The 16,090-nt window shown below is 47.4% G+C and carries 19 protein-coding genes; 8 read left to right on the forward strand and 11 right to left on the reverse strand.

Translation table 11 applies throughout. The features are described from left to right. The first annotated feature begins 26 nt into the window (after positions 1 to 26). The 3 genes from KV201_RS11560 (at position 27) to KV201_RS11570 (ending at position 1,332) form a co-directional block, all read left to right on the forward strand. A complete protein-coding gene (locus KV201_RS11560; RefSeq protein ID WP_226059398.1) occupies positions 27 to 602 on the forward strand; it encodes a helix-turn-helix domain-containing protein in 576 nt (191 codons plus the stop codon). A 145-nt stretch (positions 603 to 747) separates the two neighbouring features. Then, positions 748 to 1,071, forward strand: coding sequence for a rhodanese-like domain-containing protein (locus KV201_RS11565; RefSeq protein ID WP_011845563.1), 324 nt, complete (start codon positions 748 to 750; stop codon positions 1,069 to 1,071). Positions 1,072 to 1,146: 75 nt separating this feature from the next. Next, complete coding sequence (locus KV201_RS11570) at positions 1,147 to 1,332, forward strand: hypothetical protein (RefSeq protein ID WP_226059399.1); 186 nt, start codon at positions 1,147 to 1,149, stop codon at positions 1,330 to 1,332. A 152-nt stretch (positions 1,333 to 1,484) separates the two neighbouring features. Here KV201_RS11570 and azoR read toward each other — a convergent pair whose 3' ends face one another. The 6 genes from azoR to KV201_RS11600 form a co-directional block, all read right to left on the reverse strand. Then, the gene (gene azoR, locus KV201_RS11575) at positions 1,485 to 2,081 is read right to left on the reverse strand and encodes an FMN-dependent NADH-azoreductase (protein ID WP_011982177.1); all 597 of its coding nucleotides are present in this window, start codon (positions 2,079 to 2,081) and stop codon (positions 1,485 to 1,487) included. Between the two features lie 159 nt (positions 2,082 to 2,240). After that, positions 2,241 to 2,696: a thioesterase domain-containing protein gene (locus tag KV201_RS11580; RefSeq protein WP_226059400.1), complete on the reverse strand. Its 456-nt coding sequence runs from the start codon at positions 2,694 to 2,696 to the stop codon at positions 2,241 to 2,243. A gap of 159 nt (positions 2,697 to 2,855) precedes the next feature. Continuing rightward, positions 2,856 to 3,293, reverse strand: coding sequence for a D-aminoacyl-tRNA deacylase (dtd, locus tag KV201_RS11585; protein ID WP_011982175.1), 438 nt, complete (start codon positions 3,291 to 3,293; stop codon positions 2,856 to 2,858). Positions 3,294 to 3,310: 17 nt separating this feature from the next. Continuing rightward, positions 3,311 to 3,916: a hypothetical protein gene (locus tag KV201_RS11590; protein WP_226059401.1), complete on the reverse strand. Its 606-nt coding sequence runs from the start codon at positions 3,914 to 3,916 to the stop codon at positions 3,311 to 3,313. Next, positions 3,913 to 4,866 carry an alpha/beta fold hydrolase gene (locus KV201_RS11595; RefSeq protein WP_226059402.1) on the reverse strand — a complete coding sequence of 318 codons (954 nt, stop codon included), beginning with the start codon at positions 4,864 to 4,866 and terminating at the stop codon, positions 3,913 to 3,915. The genes KV201_RS11590 and KV201_RS11595 overlap by 4 nt, the downstream gene beginning before the upstream one ends. Positions 4,867 to 4,902: 36 nt before the next feature. Continuing rightward, complete coding sequence (locus tag KV201_RS11600; protein ID WP_126490982.1) at positions 4,903 to 5,874, reverse strand: virulence factor BrkB family protein; 972 nt, start codon at positions 5,872 to 5,874, stop codon at positions 4,903 to 4,905. Between the two features lie 81 nt (positions 5,875 to 5,955). Between KV201_RS11600 and KV201_RS11605 the strand changes: the two genes are divergently transcribed. Then, on the forward strand, positions 5,956 to 6,177 hold the full coding sequence (locus KV201_RS11605) for a hypothetical protein (protein WP_006079786.1): 222 nt from the start codon (positions 5,956 to 5,958) through the stop codon (positions 6,175 to 6,177). Positions 6,178 to 6,206: 29 nt separating this feature from the next. Next, complete coding sequence (locus tag KV201_RS11610; protein ID WP_226059403.1) at positions 6,207 to 6,860, forward strand: DUF2959 domain-containing protein; 654 nt, start codon at positions 6,207 to 6,209, stop codon at positions 6,858 to 6,860. Positions 6,861 to 7,090: 230 nt separating this feature from the next. Here KV201_RS11610 and KV201_RS11615 read toward each other — a convergent pair whose 3' ends face one another. Next, on the reverse strand, positions 7,091 to 8,251 hold the full coding sequence (locus KV201_RS11615) for a PLP-dependent aspartate aminotransferase family protein (protein ID WP_226059404.1): 1,161 nt from the start codon (positions 8,249 to 8,251) through the stop codon (positions 7,091 to 7,093). A gap of 18 nt (positions 8,252 to 8,269) precedes the next feature. Next, the gene (locus tag KV201_RS11620; RefSeq protein WP_226059405.1) at positions 8,270 to 9,274 is read right to left on the reverse strand and encodes an isopenicillin N synthase family oxygenase; all 1,005 of its coding nucleotides are present in this window, start codon (positions 9,272 to 9,274) and stop codon (positions 8,270 to 8,272) included. Between the two features lie 367 nt (positions 9,275 to 9,641). On the opposite strand from KV201_RS11620, the gene KV201_RS11625 reads away from it, so the two are divergent. Both KV201_RS11625 and KV201_RS11630 read left to right on the forward strand, forming a co-directional pair. Continuing rightward, positions 9,642 to 10,856 carry a 4Fe-4S binding protein gene (locus KV201_RS11625; RefSeq protein WP_226059406.1) on the forward strand — a complete coding sequence of 405 codons (1,215 nt, stop codon included), beginning with the start codon at positions 9,642 to 9,644 and terminating at the stop codon, positions 10,854 to 10,856. 174 nt (positions 10,857 to 11,030) lie between these two features. After that, positions 11,031 to 12,059 (forward strand): diguanylate cyclase, encoded by a 1,029-nt coding sequence (locus KV201_RS11630; protein WP_226059407.1) that lies wholly within the window; start codon positions 11,031 to 11,033, stop codon positions 12,057 to 12,059. A gap of 465 nt (positions 12,060 to 12,524) precedes the next feature. On the opposite strand, the gene KV201_RS11635 is transcribed toward KV201_RS11630, so the two are convergent. From KV201_RS11635 to KV201_RS11645, 3 genes are read right to left on the reverse strand one after another with little or no spacing between them, the layout of a single operon-like run. Further along, entirely contained in the window at positions 12,525 to 13,583 is a 1,059-nt protein-coding gene (locus tag KV201_RS11635; protein ID WP_226059408.1) for a zinc-binding dehydrogenase, read from the reverse strand. A 14-nt stretch (positions 13,584 to 13,597) separates the two neighbouring features. After that, complete coding sequence (locus tag KV201_RS11640; protein WP_226059409.1) at positions 13,598 to 14,101, reverse strand: 2,4'-dihydroxyacetophenone dioxygenase family protein; 504 nt, start codon at positions 14,099 to 14,101, stop codon at positions 13,598 to 13,600. Positions 14,102 to 14,144: 43 nt separating this feature from the next. Further along, on the reverse strand, positions 14,145 to 14,906 hold the full coding sequence (locus KV201_RS11645; protein ID WP_226059410.1) for an SDR family NAD(P)-dependent oxidoreductase: 762 nt from the start codon (positions 14,904 to 14,906) through the stop codon (positions 14,145 to 14,147). Positions 14,907 to 15,043: 137 nt separating this feature from the next. Here KV201_RS11645 and KV201_RS11650 point away from each other — a divergent pair, with 137 nt between their 5' ends. After that, positions 15,044 to 16,066, forward strand: a complete 1,023-nt coding sequence (locus tag KV201_RS11650) for an AraC family transcriptional regulator (RefSeq protein WP_226059411.1) — start codon at positions 15,044 to 15,046, stop codon at positions 16,064 to 16,066. Positions 16,067 to 16,090 lie beyond the last annotated feature (24 nt).

Here is a 16,090-nt window from a genome sequence, read left to right on the forward strand (position 1 = left end):
ATTTTTATAAAAATGATGGGGCCATTGTGCAGACGATAAACAGCTATCTCGCCACCACACTCAAAGCACTTCGCAACCAAAAGGGATGGAGTTTAGATAAAGCCGCCCAAGAGACAGGCGTCAGCAAGGCCATGATAGGACAAATCGAGCGCGGTGAATCGAGCCCAACCATTGCGACGCTGTGGAAAATTGCCAGTGGATTCAATATCTCGCTTTCGACCTTTCTCGAGCCCATGCCCCAGAGCCAAGGCGCAGTATTCCGTAAACCCGACGAATTACGCCAACAACCCGCCACCGACGGCATGCTAGTCGCCTCACTGTTTCCCTTTGAAGACCGTTTCGGTTTTGAGATGTTTGAACTCACTCTGCTGCCAAACTATGAGCGGCTTTCTGAGCCCCATGAAGCTGGCGTCACTGAGCATGTCATTGTATTAAGCGGCACGATGGAAGTGTTAGTCGATGGACAGTGGCAAACGCTCAAACAAGGTGAAGCGGTACGATTTGCGGCCGACAAACCCCATGGCTATCGAAATCTCAACGACCAAGCCGTGGTCTTCCACGACATCATTCACTATCAACGAGGCAGTGAATCTAGCTTGTAGCAGCTTATCTAACGCCAGTAATGCAGAGTTCGAGTACCAACAACGCCAAAGACCAAACCATTACTACCGATAATTTGCAACGCTTGCACTCGCCAATTCATTAGAATAAACTTATTGAAAATTTTCTAATGGTAGGAGCAATGCTATGTTTCAATCTTTACTGGCTAAGTTATCCGGCAGTCAATCGGGCGAAAAGTGTTGGCAATTGATTGAGCAAGGCGCACGGGTGATTGATGTGCGTTCACCAGAGGAATTTGCCTCCGGTCATTTGCCCCAAGCCATTAATGTGCCATTGCCAACGCTCGACCAATGGTTGCATCAAGTCGACAATAAACAACATCCCTTCGTGCTCTACTGTGGCGCGGGTATTCGAGCGCAAAAAGGCTGCGATATCCTCAAGGCCAATGGTTTTGGCTGCGTGGTGAATGGTGGCTCACTTAAAGATTTAGTCTGCTGCCAACCGAGCTAATTTAAGCCTTGGTTGTTCGGCGCCAATCTTACCAATCTGTATGTTGTGATGGTTTAGATATCTGCGAGGTGATGTATGCATAAAACGAATCATGCCAAAGCGTTACAGCTTGAAACCGCACAGGTTAACCCTGCTGAAAAGCCGGTTGAAACTGAACGCCCTGCACGCTTTAGCATCAGTCGTAATCGCGCCCAAGCCAGCACTAAGGTGCGTTATGTTGAGACTAGCGCCCTTACTAAAGGTTGCAGCCTTTGCGAATAAGAGCTAAATCTACGACTTAAACCTAGTAGCTCAAACCTAACCATTTAAGCCAAGGGTGCTTAGCTTAAATGCACATACAAAAATGCCAGCCCATTAACGGCTGGCATTATTTATTCAGCTAAAACAAATGACTCAGCTAATCAATGGGCCAATTAAGCCTTCAGTTGATCGATGCTGTGTTTCGCTTCGCTCATGCCTTTGTCGTGTGCTTCAGGACCCATGTTCAGCGCTTCGGCGTAAACCACTTCAACATTAGTGATACCAATAAAGCCTAAAACCGTTTTCAAGTAAGGTACAACGTGATCCGTTGGGCCATCTTTGTGAGCGCCGCCACGGGTCGTCACTAACACAGCGCGTTTACCTTCCACTAATCCTTTTGGACCTGTTTCAGTGTAAGTAAAAGTCACACCAGCGCGGGCAATGAAATCGATCCAGTTTTTAAGTTGAGCCGGAATAGTGAAGTTATACATAGGCGCTGCGATAACAATAGTGTCGTTCGCTTTTAATTCAGCAACTAAGGTATCTGATAATGCGAGCATTTCTTGCTGACGTACTGATAATTCTGCACCACCACGTAAACCAGAAGCGATTTCACCGTCTACCATAGGCAGTACGTCTTTACCGCCTAAATCACGGACTGTGATAGCGGCGCCTTGGGTTTCCCAGTGGCTAGCTAAGTGGTCAATTAACACGGCAGATTGTGAATAACCGCCAAGAATGCTTGATTTTAAAATTAAGACTTTAGACATAATCTGCTCCGAAAATAGGTAAATGACTCAGAGTCAGATGGAATATCTCAACTCTATGACGCTAGTGTATTCGCCCATAAAAAAGAAATAAAGTGGATAAAATTTGAGATTCACTTCGATTTTTTAGAAAGGTTATAGGTTGTTGCGACGCGCTATAAATTAACTCGCTTTCGGCGCACTGACATACAGGCCTTCGAATACCGCACAAAGCTTAGCATCACAATACAATTGCACAGCTAACTTCACTTTCACTCTGCGACCTCTTTGCAACGGACTGAGATCCACAGTTGGCCATTGCACTGTTACCACAGGATCACAAGTCACTGGAGCGAGATAACGAATATGGGCATCGGCGAGCACAATGTCACCCGCAACGCCAGCTAACTGCTGGTTCAGCCACACAGAGCCCCAGCCAGTTAAGGTCATCAAGGTATAAATGCTGCCGGCAAACATGGTCTGATGCAGATTAATATTGGGCGCTATCGGCGCAGTGACTCGAAATTCACCCTCGCTGTAATCGAGTGGCGCAATCTGCATAAATTCACTAACAGGAATAGTACTGTGCCACGTCTGGCGTAACTGAGTGAGTAATTGAGTAAGTAGTAATTCATCCATGTGCATTTACCTCGATACAACCCTCTTCACAGCTAACACCGAATAAGTTCAACACTCTATCCCCCAGAAAAACCACGCGATGACTAATTTAATAGCTAATTTAATAGCTAACGTAATAGCTAGCACAATAACTAACGCAATCACTCGCGCGATAAGAAGCTACACCTGCAGATTAAAAGTCACAGGGCCATCATTGACTAAGGACACTTGCATATCAGCGCCGAATTGTCCGGTTTCTGTGGTCACGCCCTTAGCGCGGCAAAATGCGACAAACTCTTCATAGAGTGCCAAGGCTTGATCTGGCGTACCTGCGCCCGAAAAACTCGGTCTCAGACCGCGGCCCGTATCGGCAGCCAAGGTAAATTGCGACACCACTAATAAAGAGCCACCGACTTGCTCTAGGTTGAGATTCATCTTGCCATTCTCATCGGAAAACACGCGATAACTCATCACTTTAGTTGCCAGTTTTTCCATTTTCTCGCGGGTATCCTGCTGCTCGACGCCCAGCAGAACCAACAGGCCCTTATCGATTGCACCTATGGTTTGATTATCGACAACCACACTGGCGCGGCTCACTCTTTGAATTAACGCAATCACAACTTTTCCTTTTTAGATTAAGGCTTAACGGGAACCATTTGCTGCATGAGCGGGATAGGACGAATATATTGATCGATGCCATCTGGCAGGGATTGCGCGACTTGCGCCAAACCGCCATTGGTCCATAACATAAAGCGACGTAACTCTTCGATTTCAACACGGTCAGCAAAGGTGACTGTGCCTTGTATTTGGATCACTGCGCCTTGGTCCAGCAACACGAACTTGGCAAAATTAAGCTTTTGATTCAAAGTGCCAATCACCACAGGCAGCTCTTGGCTAGCCTGTAATTGCGGATGCACGGCATAGAAACGATTCATTAAAATACGGTCAATGCCCGCAGAATTAATACTCGGCTCAAGCAAAAACTGGTTATCGCCAAACTGCACCGCAACTTTCGTCGGCGCAACTTTGGTGGCCAAGTAGTTCGCGTTAATCAACGCTTGATACAAGCGCTCAGCGGCAGCTTCATTGGTCAATCCACCCAGTTCAACGACTTTGGGCGCGACGGGTGCACTCACGGTCTCCTGAGTCGCCACTGGGTCAATCGCGCTGGTTTGCGAGGGCGCCGTGGCGGCACAGGCGGTTAATCCGAGTAAACTGGCACTGATGAGCAATGTTTTCATTGTATTTCCCTTTGATGTATCCACGACCACATAGCATGGATTTCTGCTGTGACCGCCAAAAACAACGACTCGCTATTGAGCATATGTCCGCCGTCGGCAACAGATTGAATCGTAATAGCATGCTCTAACCCAGCCAAAAAATCGCGCAATAGCGCCGCTGGGCAAATCGCATCCTGCATTCCTTGCAATAACACACTACGCGCCTTCACCCTAGGCGTCACGCGTTGCAACACACTCATGGCATTGAAGTAATCATGCCGAGCAAAGTGCAATTCGATATCCGCTAACGCTAATACTGGGTCGGGTAACTGTCTTGGCAACACCAATCTCGCCCCCGCGAGCTTTAGCTCCCACTGAACCCAACGCCGCGCAAAATGGTGCCGCAGGTTTTCATCGGCCGATGCCAAACCTTGATGGTACGAATCCAGCAGTTCAGTCAGCGATGGCGCAACGGGCGTATTACCACTGAAGAGTCGATAAGCCGCAGGTTGTAATTTTGCCGCGCCATCAGCGCCATAGAGCCAATCTATGCCTTCTTTAGACGGAATAAATAACGCCCACAGCACTTGCGCTATCACCCGTTCGGGAAATAATCCGCTGTAAATTAAGCCTAATGTGGCCCCAAAGGAGCCGCCCGCTAAACACCAGCGCTCAATACCTAACGCGAGGCGAATCGCCTCCATATCGCAGATCAAACCATTAAGATGATTATGGGCTAAATCGCTAAAGGGCAAGGATTGCCCAGAACCTCGTTGATCTAACAGCAAAATCCAATATTGATCGCCATTAAATAAAGCTAAATCACCGATATCACAACCCGCTCCCGGACCACCGTGCAAATACAACAGCGGGATACCTTGAGGATTTCCGTATTGTGCCAGATGTAATTGCTGACCATTGCCAACGCTAAACCAGTCGCGGCGGATAAAAGGGGGAAAGGATTCAGGCATTAAGTGTTATCGCCATTGCTTAACCGTGTAGGGATGTCATTCCGATTTCGCCACGGCCTTGAGTGCAGTCACCTCTGCCGACGTTAATACTGACGACGAATCACCTTGGCTAGTATCTGCTAATGGCTTGGCATTCAAGGCCGTTTCGTCATCAGAGCTTGATTCATAATCTAAATATTCTGGCATAGCCGCGGTAATTTCCGCGCCGAGCAACACTATCATCCACGATAAATACACCCAGACAAACACTATGGGGATCGTCGCGAGCGCACCGTAGATGGCTTCATAACTTGGAAACTGAGTCACGTACAAGGCAAAGCCTTTTTTACCTAGCTCAAACAAGAGCGCGGCCACAATAGCCCCCAATAACGCATGTAAAAACTTCACCTTCTGATTCGGCACCACCATGTATAACAGCAGGAATGCGGCAACTGAAAACAACATGGGCAAGCGCGCAATAAAAATCGGCAACATGCCCGATAAAGCTTCAGCTTCAAACACCTTCAGTGAAATCACATAGGAGGATGCGACCAAACTCGCCCCGACCAATACCGGCCCTAACGTCAGCACCATCCAATACATTGAAAATGCGACCACCACGGAACGCTTCTCTTTAGTGCGCCAAATGTTATTAAGTGATTTGTCGATGGCGGAAATCAGCATAATGGCAACCACCACTAAGGCCGCGATCCCCACGGCGGTGCCCTTAGACGCATTGCCCACAAATTCATTGATATACACTTGCACTGTGTCGCCAGCAGCGGGTAAAAAGTTTTCGTAAACAAAGCCTTCTATCTGCCCACGTATGCCTTTAAACACCGGAAAAGCCGACAACATAGACATAGTCACGGCCACCATAGGCACGAGTGACAATAGCGTGACATAGGCCAAGTGTCCGGCGCGAATATTGATCTGATCTTCCACTAAACGCCGCCTTAAATGCAGCAGGAAGTGCCAGATCCCGAGGAATAAGACGCGAATTTGTGCCAGTTCTATCTTCTTAGTCACGGGTTTCTCTTGATTCTGTTGGTATAGACTCGTTATCTTCGTACAATAAACACTTAATTTACAAGTCTAAGGAGTGAATTGATGTCTCAACAAGGATCTGCGGGTAACGTTATTTCCGCTATTGCTAGCCTATTTTTCCCTGGGTTAGGCCAACTATTACAAGGCCGCATTATGGCCGCACTGTTATTTTTCATTATCACAGTGGTGGGTTATGCCCTCTGGTGGCTAATTGTGCCCGCAGTAATAGGTGCTATCTTTCATCTGTGGAGCATTATCGATGCGGCCCGATTTAAGGCCGATTAATTTCAATTCACTCAGTGACGGAATACCCAATGAAAAGACTGATAACTTCAGGCCTGATTGCCGCAAGCCTCCTGCTCAGTGGTTGCCAAAGCGCCTATTACGGCGCGATGGAAAAGGTCGGTTACCATAAACGCGATATTATGGTCGACAGAGTTAAAGACGCGAAAGAATCCCAAGAGGACGCCCAAAAAGAGTTCAGCTCGGCCCTCGAAGAGATGCAAGCCCTACTCAATCACGATGGCGGCAACCTAGAAAAAGCCTATAACAAGGCTAAGGATGAATACGAATCGGCCCAAAGCGCCGCAGATAACGTCAGCAACCGCATCAAAAAAGTCGAAGATGTGGCCGAAGCGTTATTCGATGAGTGGCAAGATGAAATTGGCGAGATCAGCAAAGCCAGCCTGCGCCGTAACAGTGACGCTAAGCTCAAAGAAACGCGCCGCGCCTACGAACAATTGATCAAAAGCATGCACCGCGCCGAATCAAAAATGCCACCTATCCTTACCGCCATGAAAGACAACATGCTGTATCTCAAGCATAACTTGAACGCCCAAGCCATTGGTGCGATCAAAGGCGAATTTGCCAGCCTGCAAACCGATATTTCGGGCCTGATTAAAGAGATGAACAAATCGATTAACGAGTCGAACAAATTTATCGAGTCACTCGAAAAATCAAAAAGTTAGCTTGAATACCTTTGACTCATTCGAGGCGCAAGCTGTTAGTTTCAATTAAAGAAAATAGAACTAACAGCTTGGGCTAACTCATCGCCGCTTAATATGAGTCATTGTTAGTGAGTTGCTGACATGGCACATCACACTAAGTGATTGACCATTCATCAAATTATCCCGCAGGAAAAATCTACCGCGAGTTGTACACACGATCCAAGCGACAGGCCGGATTCAAATTATCCGTCTTAGATCGCTAATGCTTGTTCAAGATCGGCAATTAAATCTTGAGGATCTTCAACGCCAATACTCAGTCTAATCAAGTTATCGTTCACCCCAGACGCTAGCCTGCTCGCGACATCCATTGCCGCATGAGTGGTACTTGCTGGGTGGCAAGCTAAGCTTTCTAGATCGCCTAAACTGACCGCTTGAGTAAATAGGTTTAAATTATCTAAAAACTGCGCCGCTCGGCTAAACCCGCCTTCAAGCTCAATACTCACCATACCGCCAAAGGCATTTATCGTTTCACTCAAAACTTGATGCCCTGGGTCCTGTGAAAGCCCTGGATAATAGACTTTTGCGACGCTCGGATGTGATGCTAAAAAAGCAGCGACTTTAGCGGCTCCCGCAAGATGGGCATCCATTCGCAACGCTAAAGTACGTAAACCGCGCAGCAGTAAATAGGCTTCCTGTGGCCCAATAGCAGCCCCAATATGCTTAAGTGCTATGGTGCGAATTGGCTGCATTAATGCTTTACGGCCCGCGACCACACCCGCGATTAAATCACCATGCCCACTTAAATATTTAGTGGCACTGTGCATCACGATATCTATGCCATGTTCCAGCGGTTTGAATAAATACGGCGTTAAAAACGTATTATCACAAATGGTGATTGCCCCAACCCGCTCAGCGGCGAGCTTTACCTTACGATAATCACTGACTTTTAAGGTCGGATTGGTAATAGGCTCAAATAAGATAATTTTTGTCTCTGGGCTTATCTCAGACAATAAATGGTCGTCATCTTGATAACGGCGCACTGTAATGCCCGCGCGGGTCAGCGTTTGGATTAGAAATGCCGCAGTACCACCATATACAGGGTCGATAAATGCGATTTCATCACCTTGACTGGCCAAGGCATAGAAAATACTGCTGATTGCCGCCATACCACTCGCAACCACGAGCGCGTCATCAGCCCCCTCTAGCTGGGCCAATTGGTGTTCGAGTGCCTGTACAGTGGGGTTCGCCATACGACTGTAGATAAACCCCGGCTGTTCACCGGCAAAACGCGCTCGACCATCTTCGGCACTGCCATAGGCAAAAGTGCTACTTTGATAGATAGGTGTCGTGAGCGCACCCGTTGAGTTTTCAGCGGCATGGTGGGTGTGAAGTAATTTGGTTTTAAACTGCATAATAGATCCTAATAACAATTAAATAGCATTGGCAAATGAGGCGTAATGCGCTTTCGCAACATCAGGATGTGAGCGTAAACGTCCTTTTAATACGTTTTGGCCAACTTGGTGAAAGAGTGGATTTAATGGATCGCTTGCAGGCCCTTGGGCTTGGCGTGCCAAATATTCAGGCAAGGGTAACAAGGGAACCGTAGCGTTCAACTGTGCCGCCATAAAAAAGGCGCAAGAGTAGCGCTCAACTCCAGCAGGCGGGCTAGTGACCCTGTGATAAGTGGCTTTTAAATACCCATTAGAGGCTAACTCAAGTAACTCACCTATGTTAACAACAAAGGCGCCTTCCAAGGGCGGTATGCTTAACCAACCTTCGTCAGTCTGAACTTCTAAACCCGATTGCTTATCTTGCAGCACTAAGGTGAGGTAGCCAGGATCTTTGTGCGCTCCCACCCCTTGGCCAGAAGTCTCTCCATTCGCACTTGGATAACGGATAAGCTTCATGTGTTGATATGGGCCAGCGTCAATCGTGGCATCGAATGCAGTCTCTGATTGCTCTAATGCGACAGCGAGCGCCTTCAATAGCGTAACACTGGTATCGGCTAAGTCCTGTTGCCATTCCAATAAAATCGTTTTCATCTGCGGTAATTGGGACGGCCATTGATTAGGTCCTTGTAATTGCGACCATTTTGGCACATCCGAACGCGGAGGATTAGCGGTTTCCTCTTGCATTATGTCAAATTGCTCACGCAAATCTGGCTTCCCTAAGGTTAATTCACCTTGTAAACGGGTATAACCGCGAAAATGAGGCGTGTTCGTCATTTTCACCGCGAGCTTATCGGCGAGAGGGAGCGCAAAGAAATCCCTAGCTAACTGAAGTACTTGCTGCTGTCTCGCGAGCTCAATGCCATGGCCAGTTAAATAGAAAAAACCTATCCTTCTAGCTGCATCGGCAAGTTTATTGATGAAGGCGTGACGACTTTGCCCACCCGCATGCCAATCGCTTAAATTCAATATCGGTAATTGTTCCATCAATGACTCCAATTCAACGCATGATTTGAGTCGGATTCTATGCCTTTATAAGGTAATGGATAACGAATTAATAACTATTTGATATATCAAACAAGAATATTAGATCATTTGGATATATAGGCATCTAGGCTTCCATACTTCCCTTTCACTTGTCGATGAGTCGTAACGTTACTCATCTCGCCTCCCTGCAATCCCTTCTTTTTTTGTGCAAGCCCAAAACACTTGGCTTTGTGAGCTATGGCGCGCTTTAGTGGATTGATAGCGCCAATCTTAGACCTATCGCACAATTTCACTTATTACTCAAAAACTTATCATCAGTTCATCACTCAGACACTGTACTCGTTACTCATTCGCTGTATTCATCACTATGACTTTTATCGAATCACTCACCCTGATGCTGGCACTCATGTATCTCGCCTCGCTCAGCTATTGGAGCGGCAAGAAATGGGGCGCTGTCGCCACACTGTTACTCAGCGTCGGCGCTGTCGCGATTAGCCTTTACTGGCCATTGGCACTCGGACTGATTATTGCGCTGCCGTTGGCATTATTGGGGCATAAATTTGCACCTGATTCCTTCAAGGGTGAGATTAAGATAAACACCCTGCGGGAAGGCACTCAGCATGTCTTGGCGCTATCGCTTTTACTGGTTGCCGTGCAATACACAATCAATACCATACTGCTTAAGCAAGGGATCACACCTTGGCTCATGCGCCCCGATGTGGTCGATGCTTTCCTGCCAATTGCTGGCGGCATTGAGCTTAAGGCTATTGTCAGTCTGAATTTATGGGATCAAACCCATCCTGCAGCGGCAGTGATGTTAGCTGCGGTATTACTCACAGGATTACTCTGCAAGCGAGCATTTTGTGGTTGGGCTTGCCCATTAGGTTTGGCAGGGGAATATCTGTATGCCTTTAGAAAACGCTTTATTAAATCAGAACTAACACCACCCGCTTGGCTCGATTGGCCAATGCGTATGCTCAAGTATCTATTGTTGCTTGGCCTCTGTTACATAGTGATTGGTATGCCAGCGCAATCGATTCCTAATTATCTCGAAGGTAATTACCATAAGATTGCCGACTTGAAGATGGCACTGTTCTTTCTAACACCTAGCCTAATTACCTTATTAGTGTTTGCGTTGATCCTTGCCTTAGCCGCATGGCGCCGTCAGGGATTCTGCCGTTACTTGTGCCCCTATGGTGCCATGCTCGGGATCTTAAGTTTTGCGAGTCCCTTAAAAATCCGCCGCGATAGCCAGCACTGTCTTATCGAAGCAAAAGGGATGAAATGTGACAAGTGCACCCGCGCCTGCCCAGCAAACATCATAGTGCACACCAAAACCACGGTTCGCAGTGACGAATGCCAAGCCTGTATGCGCTGCGTCGCCGCTTGTCCAAAATCTGCCGCCCTTGGCCTAGGACTTAAATCCGGCCACAGACTCGGCCACAAGGGATTACTCGCATTAGTACTCATCACCTTATTTATTCTGCCGCTTGGCGCTTACTTAGCAGGTTTCTGGCATAGCCAAACACCCGACAATATCCGCATGGAACTGATCCAAGTGATAGATAGAGTTGGGCATTAGCTAATACCCCAAAAGCACACTGCAGATAATGGCTTACATCACTATCTGCAGTATTTTTAATATATAAGTCATAACATTGACTACAATCAGGCAACCACTCGATTTTATCGCAGATACTATTCCTATACGGATACTAGAAAAGTGGTTTTATGTTCCCTAACATGGAGCTAGCCTATGCGACCCGACCGACAGCAACTGATCCGTTCGTTATTTGACGAATATATTGAGATGTATTCCTCCCGTGATGACAGGCTAACCCACCGCTTTAGTGAGAACTTTAGCGGCTATGCTGGCAGTAGTGACCAGCTTGTCACCGACAGGGAAGAATGGGTGCGGATCACTCGGCAGGACTTTGCACAAGTGCCTGAGCGGATCCATATCGAAATGTTAGCTCTCTCCTTACAAGATCTTGCCGATAACCTCGTAGTTGTGACTGCCTTTTTCCATATCCACTTACCCATCCCTAATCCTATGCTTTCCCGCGAGACAGCACGGCTAGTGTTGATATTTCGTTTAGAACACAAAGACTGGATGATTGCCCACAGTGGCATATCCATCCCCTACGGCTTAGCCCACAAGGGAGAGATTTACCCGATAGCACGATTAGAGGAACGTAATATCGAGCTTGAATCCATGATCAAGGCACGAACCTGTGAGCTGGCAGAAGCCAATAGGCAACTCGAAATACTCAGCAATACCGATGGTTTAACCAATATCGGCAACCGCCGCCTATTTGACATGATGTTACAAACGGAGTGGAGCCGAGGACAAAGGAGCAATTCCTCACTGGCCCTCATCATGCTCGATATTGACCACTTCAAACAATTTAACGATCACTATGGCCACCTCGCCGGCGATGATTGCCTTAAACAACTGGCCAGTACTTTATCCCAGTCGGGCCGCAGAGCCGGCGAACTCGTTGCTCGCTACGGTGGTGAGGAATTTGTCATTCTGTTACCCAATATCGACAAAAAAACGGTACTCGACACAGCGCAGCATATTCATCAACTGATCCAATCCATTGCCATTCCACATGCAAATACTGACCTTGGTATTGTGACCGCCAGCGCAGGAGTCGCTTATCTGAATCCCGCTAAGCAACACGATCCTTTAGAGTTAGTTCGCCAAGCAGATTTTGCTCTATACCGCGCAAAATCAGCAGGTCGCAATTGCATACGTGTGATGGATGAGAATGAGGTTTAAAAGATAAATCAACTGAACAATTTAGATTTATACGTTAGGTGATATTGATCGATTGATGAGTGTAGCGCGCCTATTGCCGCTTGATATTGCCCTCCAAGAACCCAACCGCTCTCCATAAACTGGATAACGGCTTTGTGGTAACAAAGATATTCCATTTTTCAACGATAATGATGAGGATAGTATTAGGGCGTGTTGACGCTCCGAGATTAAATTTTGTTCGCTCTGGCAAGCTAGTGATCGCGAAACGAAGAGTGAAGTGTCGTTATTCTACTCAAATGATAAGCGGCTTGTGTAATGAAAGTAAGAGCAATAGCTTGCCAGACGAACCCTTTGGGCGCGTTTGGCTGGCGTTTCTGCCGCGTTATCCCCCGTTTATGTAGAATAACGACACCACACGGGCTTTGCCTTGGATAAAAGCAAGCCAAATCGCGGCAAAAACAACCATGTAACGTCAATGCGCCCTAATTACAGATGCACTAACTCTCCATTACGCCAAGGTTCTATCACCACTTTTATATGATTATTAGGTGCAAGTAGCAGCTTAAACGCATCCGATACACAATCTATTCCCACTTTACCCGTCAGTAATTTTTGCCAAGGTATTTTACCTTGGGCTAACGCCTCTAAACATTCACTAAACTCATGCGGTTGGTAGTAGTAAGAAAAGCGTAGATCCAGTTCTTTAACCGTTGCATAACCATAATTAATACTAGAGGTCGCGGTATGAATGCCTGCCACCACAATGGTCGCATTAACCGGGGCCCGGCGAATAAGGCGATCTACTAGGGTATGCTGGCCAACACATTCAAAAATAACCAATCGCTTACCAGCGGCTGACTCCGCAGCAAAAGTCACTTCATCATGTTCACTTGGGTTAACTACTTGAGTCGCACCAAAATCACCAGCCAATTGCAACTTATGTCCCTGCAAATCTGCCGCGATGATGTTGCTCACGCCCCTCGAATGCAGCGCTGAAATAACCGCTAGACCGATAGGACCGCAACCCACCACTAATGCGGTATCTCCAATACAGATACCGCTGCGATTAGCTGCGTGTAAACCTACAGCTAATGGCTCAGTTAAGGCTACAGCCTCTGAAGGTAAATGCTCTGGTACTGGCAATAACAAGGCTTCATCGAGAATAAAATACTCAGAATAAGCCCCCGACAGCCCAGGCGTGACCCCTACTCCAGCACCATTTTGGCTAAGGAGAATGGGCACCGACGTGACCCGACGACCCGTCGCCAACGTTTGTTGGGTGTCTGGACCAAATTTAACTATCTCAGCACAAAATTCGTGGCCGAGCATCACAGAGGTGTGATCATCCAAACTGTTGGGCATCACACCCAGCTTACGATAAAAATCAAAAACTTCGCTTGAATGGCGAGTGATATGTAGATCTGAGCCGCAAATTCCGCAGGCTAAACTGCGCACTAAAACTTGCCCTGCCTGTGGCTCAGGTATCGGCACCTGCTGCACATTCACAGCACCATCTTGCATAACAATGGCGTTCATTTTACTCATAGTGACGCCCTTTATTATTCGTGGCTAAGGCCTGCAATGGCGCCCGGCTTAATGTAACGCGGCGTAATACCCTGCGCTTTGGCAGCAGCCATAATGGCTTGTTCAATCCAGCCTGCATCCATGATAAACATCAGATTACCGTCCGTATCAAAGTTAATGTTGGCACCCGAGATCACCATAAAACCATCGGCACCACCGGAGTCGGCAGGGCAATGGAAAGTATGAATAGATCCGCCAGGCTCATACAGATAACTGCCCGCGGTTTGCGGTTGATCCGGATATTCGAGGTAGTGCCAAGAGCCACTTAGGGTATAAAAATGCACCACGCCAGTGTGAAAATGCTTTGGCAGCGTAATACCCGCTTTAAATTTAGCGCGAATAACCCAAGTACCATTTTCTGGATCTAAAAATAGCGGATAGACGTCAACGCCAGGCAAGGCATCTTTGATAACCTTGTCTTCGTTTGTATTGAGCGTGAGCAAAAAATCTTGATGTTGGATAACGCCAGGTAATGCCATGTTGAATTCCTTTTTATTTTTATTGTGTTAACGGGTTAAGTCACTACCCCAGTAGCGGATATTTAAAGTGTTCAAAGCCGTCACTCGCGCTTACAGTGCAACCATTAATGCAGTTAGCTTCATCGCTGACTAAAAATGCCACTATGTCAGCAATTTCACTTGGCTGAGTGAACGTCTGGCGCATCTGCTCTTTACGGATGTGGTCCCATAAACCTAGGGCTTCATATTGACGCAGCATAGGTGTATCAACGCGACCAGGTGCGACGGCACAAACCCTAATACCTAAAGGCGCCAGCTCAAGAGCGGCGCATTTTGTCATCATGTCAACAGCGGCTTTACTGACGTTATAAGTGAAAGTCATTTCCGAGGCTAATTGTGCGTAAACCGATGAAGTATTGAGAATAACCCCCTTACTTTCTTGACGACGGAATTGACGGCCCGCTGCCAAAATACCGTAGTAAACCCCTTGCTGATTAACCCGCGTCACAGGCTCAAAATCAGCGATGGGATCGTGATCGAGCAAAGGCTTAGGTGCGCCAATTCCGGCGTTATTGATCATGATATCGAGCTGACCAAAGTGCGTAACGCCATGCTGTACCATAGCCTCAACTTGTTGATAATCAGTGACATCGACTGAGAATGTGATCAGTTTATCCTTGGGGTAATCGTTAAACACTGTTAATGCCGACGCCGATAAATCCGCCGCCAGCACTTGTGCACCTTCGGCGAGTAATTTTTTAACAATGGCTTGGCCTATCCCCCCAGCCGCCCCCGTTACCACAGCAGTCTTATTGGTTAATCGCATGACTTCCTCTTTTTATCGTTATTGATTTAATTGTAAGGCCACTCCAATTTAGACGGTTAATTGCGCACGTTCTTGATGTTTTACGAGTATAACTTGATATACTACGAGTCATATTAGGAAAGTCTGGCAGAAGGGTGATGTATTTAGTACGCAGCGGGGCAGTAGGTCAGTTTGAACAACTGGTCTTGGAGCTCGGAGAAAACCCGATTGAAATAATGCAACAAGCAGGCTTACGACAGGCACAGTTCCGAGATCCCAATACTTATATCGCCTATGCAAGACTGGCCGAATTACTGGAGATTGCAGCACTGCGTTGCCGCCAGCCACTGTTTGGCATTTTGTTAGCTCAGCGCCAAACCTTGCACGTACTTGGCGATCTGCCAATGCTAGTGTCGCGCACCGCAACGGTAGCTGACGCGCTGGCGCGGGTGAACCAATACCTCTATTTACATGCGTCGGGAGTGTCACTACAACGAGATCCGCAGGGCGACTACATGCGCTTAGCGCTCACACTCAATGTGAATTCACCGCGCGGCCTGACGCAGTTAATACAAATGAGCGTTGCCCAGCTGGCCATGTTTGTCTCAGGCCTGCTCAATATCAGCGTTAACAGCATAATATTGCATCTGCGCCAAACGAAAGAGAATGACGATGACGCAAACCGCCTTGTGCGTCTACCACCCATCCGCTTTTACGAAACCTTCGATGGCATAGTATTAAAAACATCCCAACTTGCCAGCCGCAATCATCATGATGAAGATGCACTCAACCGCCACTTACAGTCACATTTACAATACTTACAGAGCCACTATCCAGACAATTTAGCAGATCAGGCACGGGACTTAATCCATCGCCTATTACCCACTGGCGAATGCCGTATCGAGCGGGTATCTGCAGCGCTCGGATTACATGAGCGCACTCTGCAAACTAAACTCAAACACGGCGGCCAAAGCTATCGCCAATTATTACAAGAGGTCCGCCAGAACAGAGCAGAGCAGCAACTCACTTATGGGGTTCAAACCATTACTGAAATCGCACTGCAACTTGGCTACGCCGAAGTTGCGGTATTTAGTCGTCATTTTAAGAGCTGGACTGGGAGATCACCAAGGCAATGGCAACAGCAAAAGAAGGAATTACAGGCAACAAAAAGCCCCGCATAGTTTCCTATGCAGGGCTTTTTAAAC

It is taken from the genome of Shewanella sp. SR1, from assembly GCF_020447145.1.
Taxonomy (GTDB): Bacteria; Pseudomonadota; Gammaproteobacteria; order Enterobacterales; family Shewanellaceae; genus Shewanella; species Shewanella baltica.

Bases quoted from the DNA above. Each gene is read 5' to 3' on its own strand.
- KV201_RS11565 (WP_011845563.1), top strand. From the start codon at position 748: ATGTTTCAATCTTTACTGGCTAAGTTATCCGGCAGTCAATCGGGCGAA.
- KV201_RS11570 (WP_226059399.1), top strand. From the start codon at position 1,147: ATGCATAAAACGAATCATGCCAAAGCGTTACAGCTTGAAACCGCACAG.
- azoR (WP_011982177.1), bottom strand. From the start codon at position 2,081: ATGTCTAAAGTCTTAATTTTAAAATCAAGCATTCTTGGCGGTTATTCA.
- KV201_RS11580 (WP_226059400.1), bottom strand. From the start codon at position 2,696: ATGGATGAATTACTACTTACTCAATTACTCACTCAGTTACGCCAGACG.
- KV201_RS11590 (WP_226059401.1), bottom strand. From the start codon at position 3,916: ATGAAAACATTGCTCATCAGTGCCAGTTTACTCGGATTAACCGCCTGT.
- KV201_RS11595 (WP_226059402.1), bottom strand. From the start codon at position 4,866: ATGCCTGAATCCTTTCCCCCTTTTATCCGCCGCGACTGGTTTAGCGTT.
- KV201_RS11605 (WP_006079786.1), top strand. From the start codon at position 5,956: ATGTCTCAACAAGGATCTGCGGGTAACGTTATTTCCGCTATTGCTAGC.
- KV201_RS11610 (WP_226059403.1), top strand. From the start codon at position 6,207: ATGAAAAGACTGATAACTTCAGGCCTGATTGCCGCAAGCCTCCTGCTC.
- KV201_RS11615 (WP_226059404.1), bottom strand. From the start codon at position 8,251: ATGCAGTTTAAAACCAAATTACTTCACACCCACCATGCCGCTGAAAAC.
- KV201_RS11620 (WP_226059405.1), bottom strand. From the start codon at position 9,274: ATGGAACAATTACCGATATTGAATTTAAGCGATTGGCATGCGGGTGGG.
- KV201_RS11625 (WP_226059406.1), top strand. From the start codon at position 9,642: ATGACTTTTATCGAATCACTCACCCTGATGCTGGCACTCATGTATCTC.
- KV201_RS11630 (WP_226059407.1), top strand. From the start codon at position 11,031: ATGCGACCCGACCGACAGCAACTGATCCGTTCGTTATTTGACGAATAT.
- KV201_RS11635 (WP_226059408.1), bottom strand. From the start codon at position 13,583: ATGAGTAAAATGAACGCCATTGTTATGCAAGATGGTGCTGTGAATGTG.
- KV201_RS11640 (WP_226059409.1), bottom strand. From the start codon at position 14,101: ATGGCATTACCTGGCGTTATCCAACATCAAGATTTTTTGCTCACGCTC.
- KV201_RS11645 (WP_226059410.1), bottom strand. From the start codon at position 14,906: ATGCGATTAACCAATAAGACTGCTGTGGTAACGGGGGCGGCTGGGGGG.
- KV201_RS11650 (WP_226059411.1), top strand. From the start codon at position 15,044: ATGTATTTAGTACGCAGCGGGGCAGTAGGTCAGTTTGAACAACTGGTC.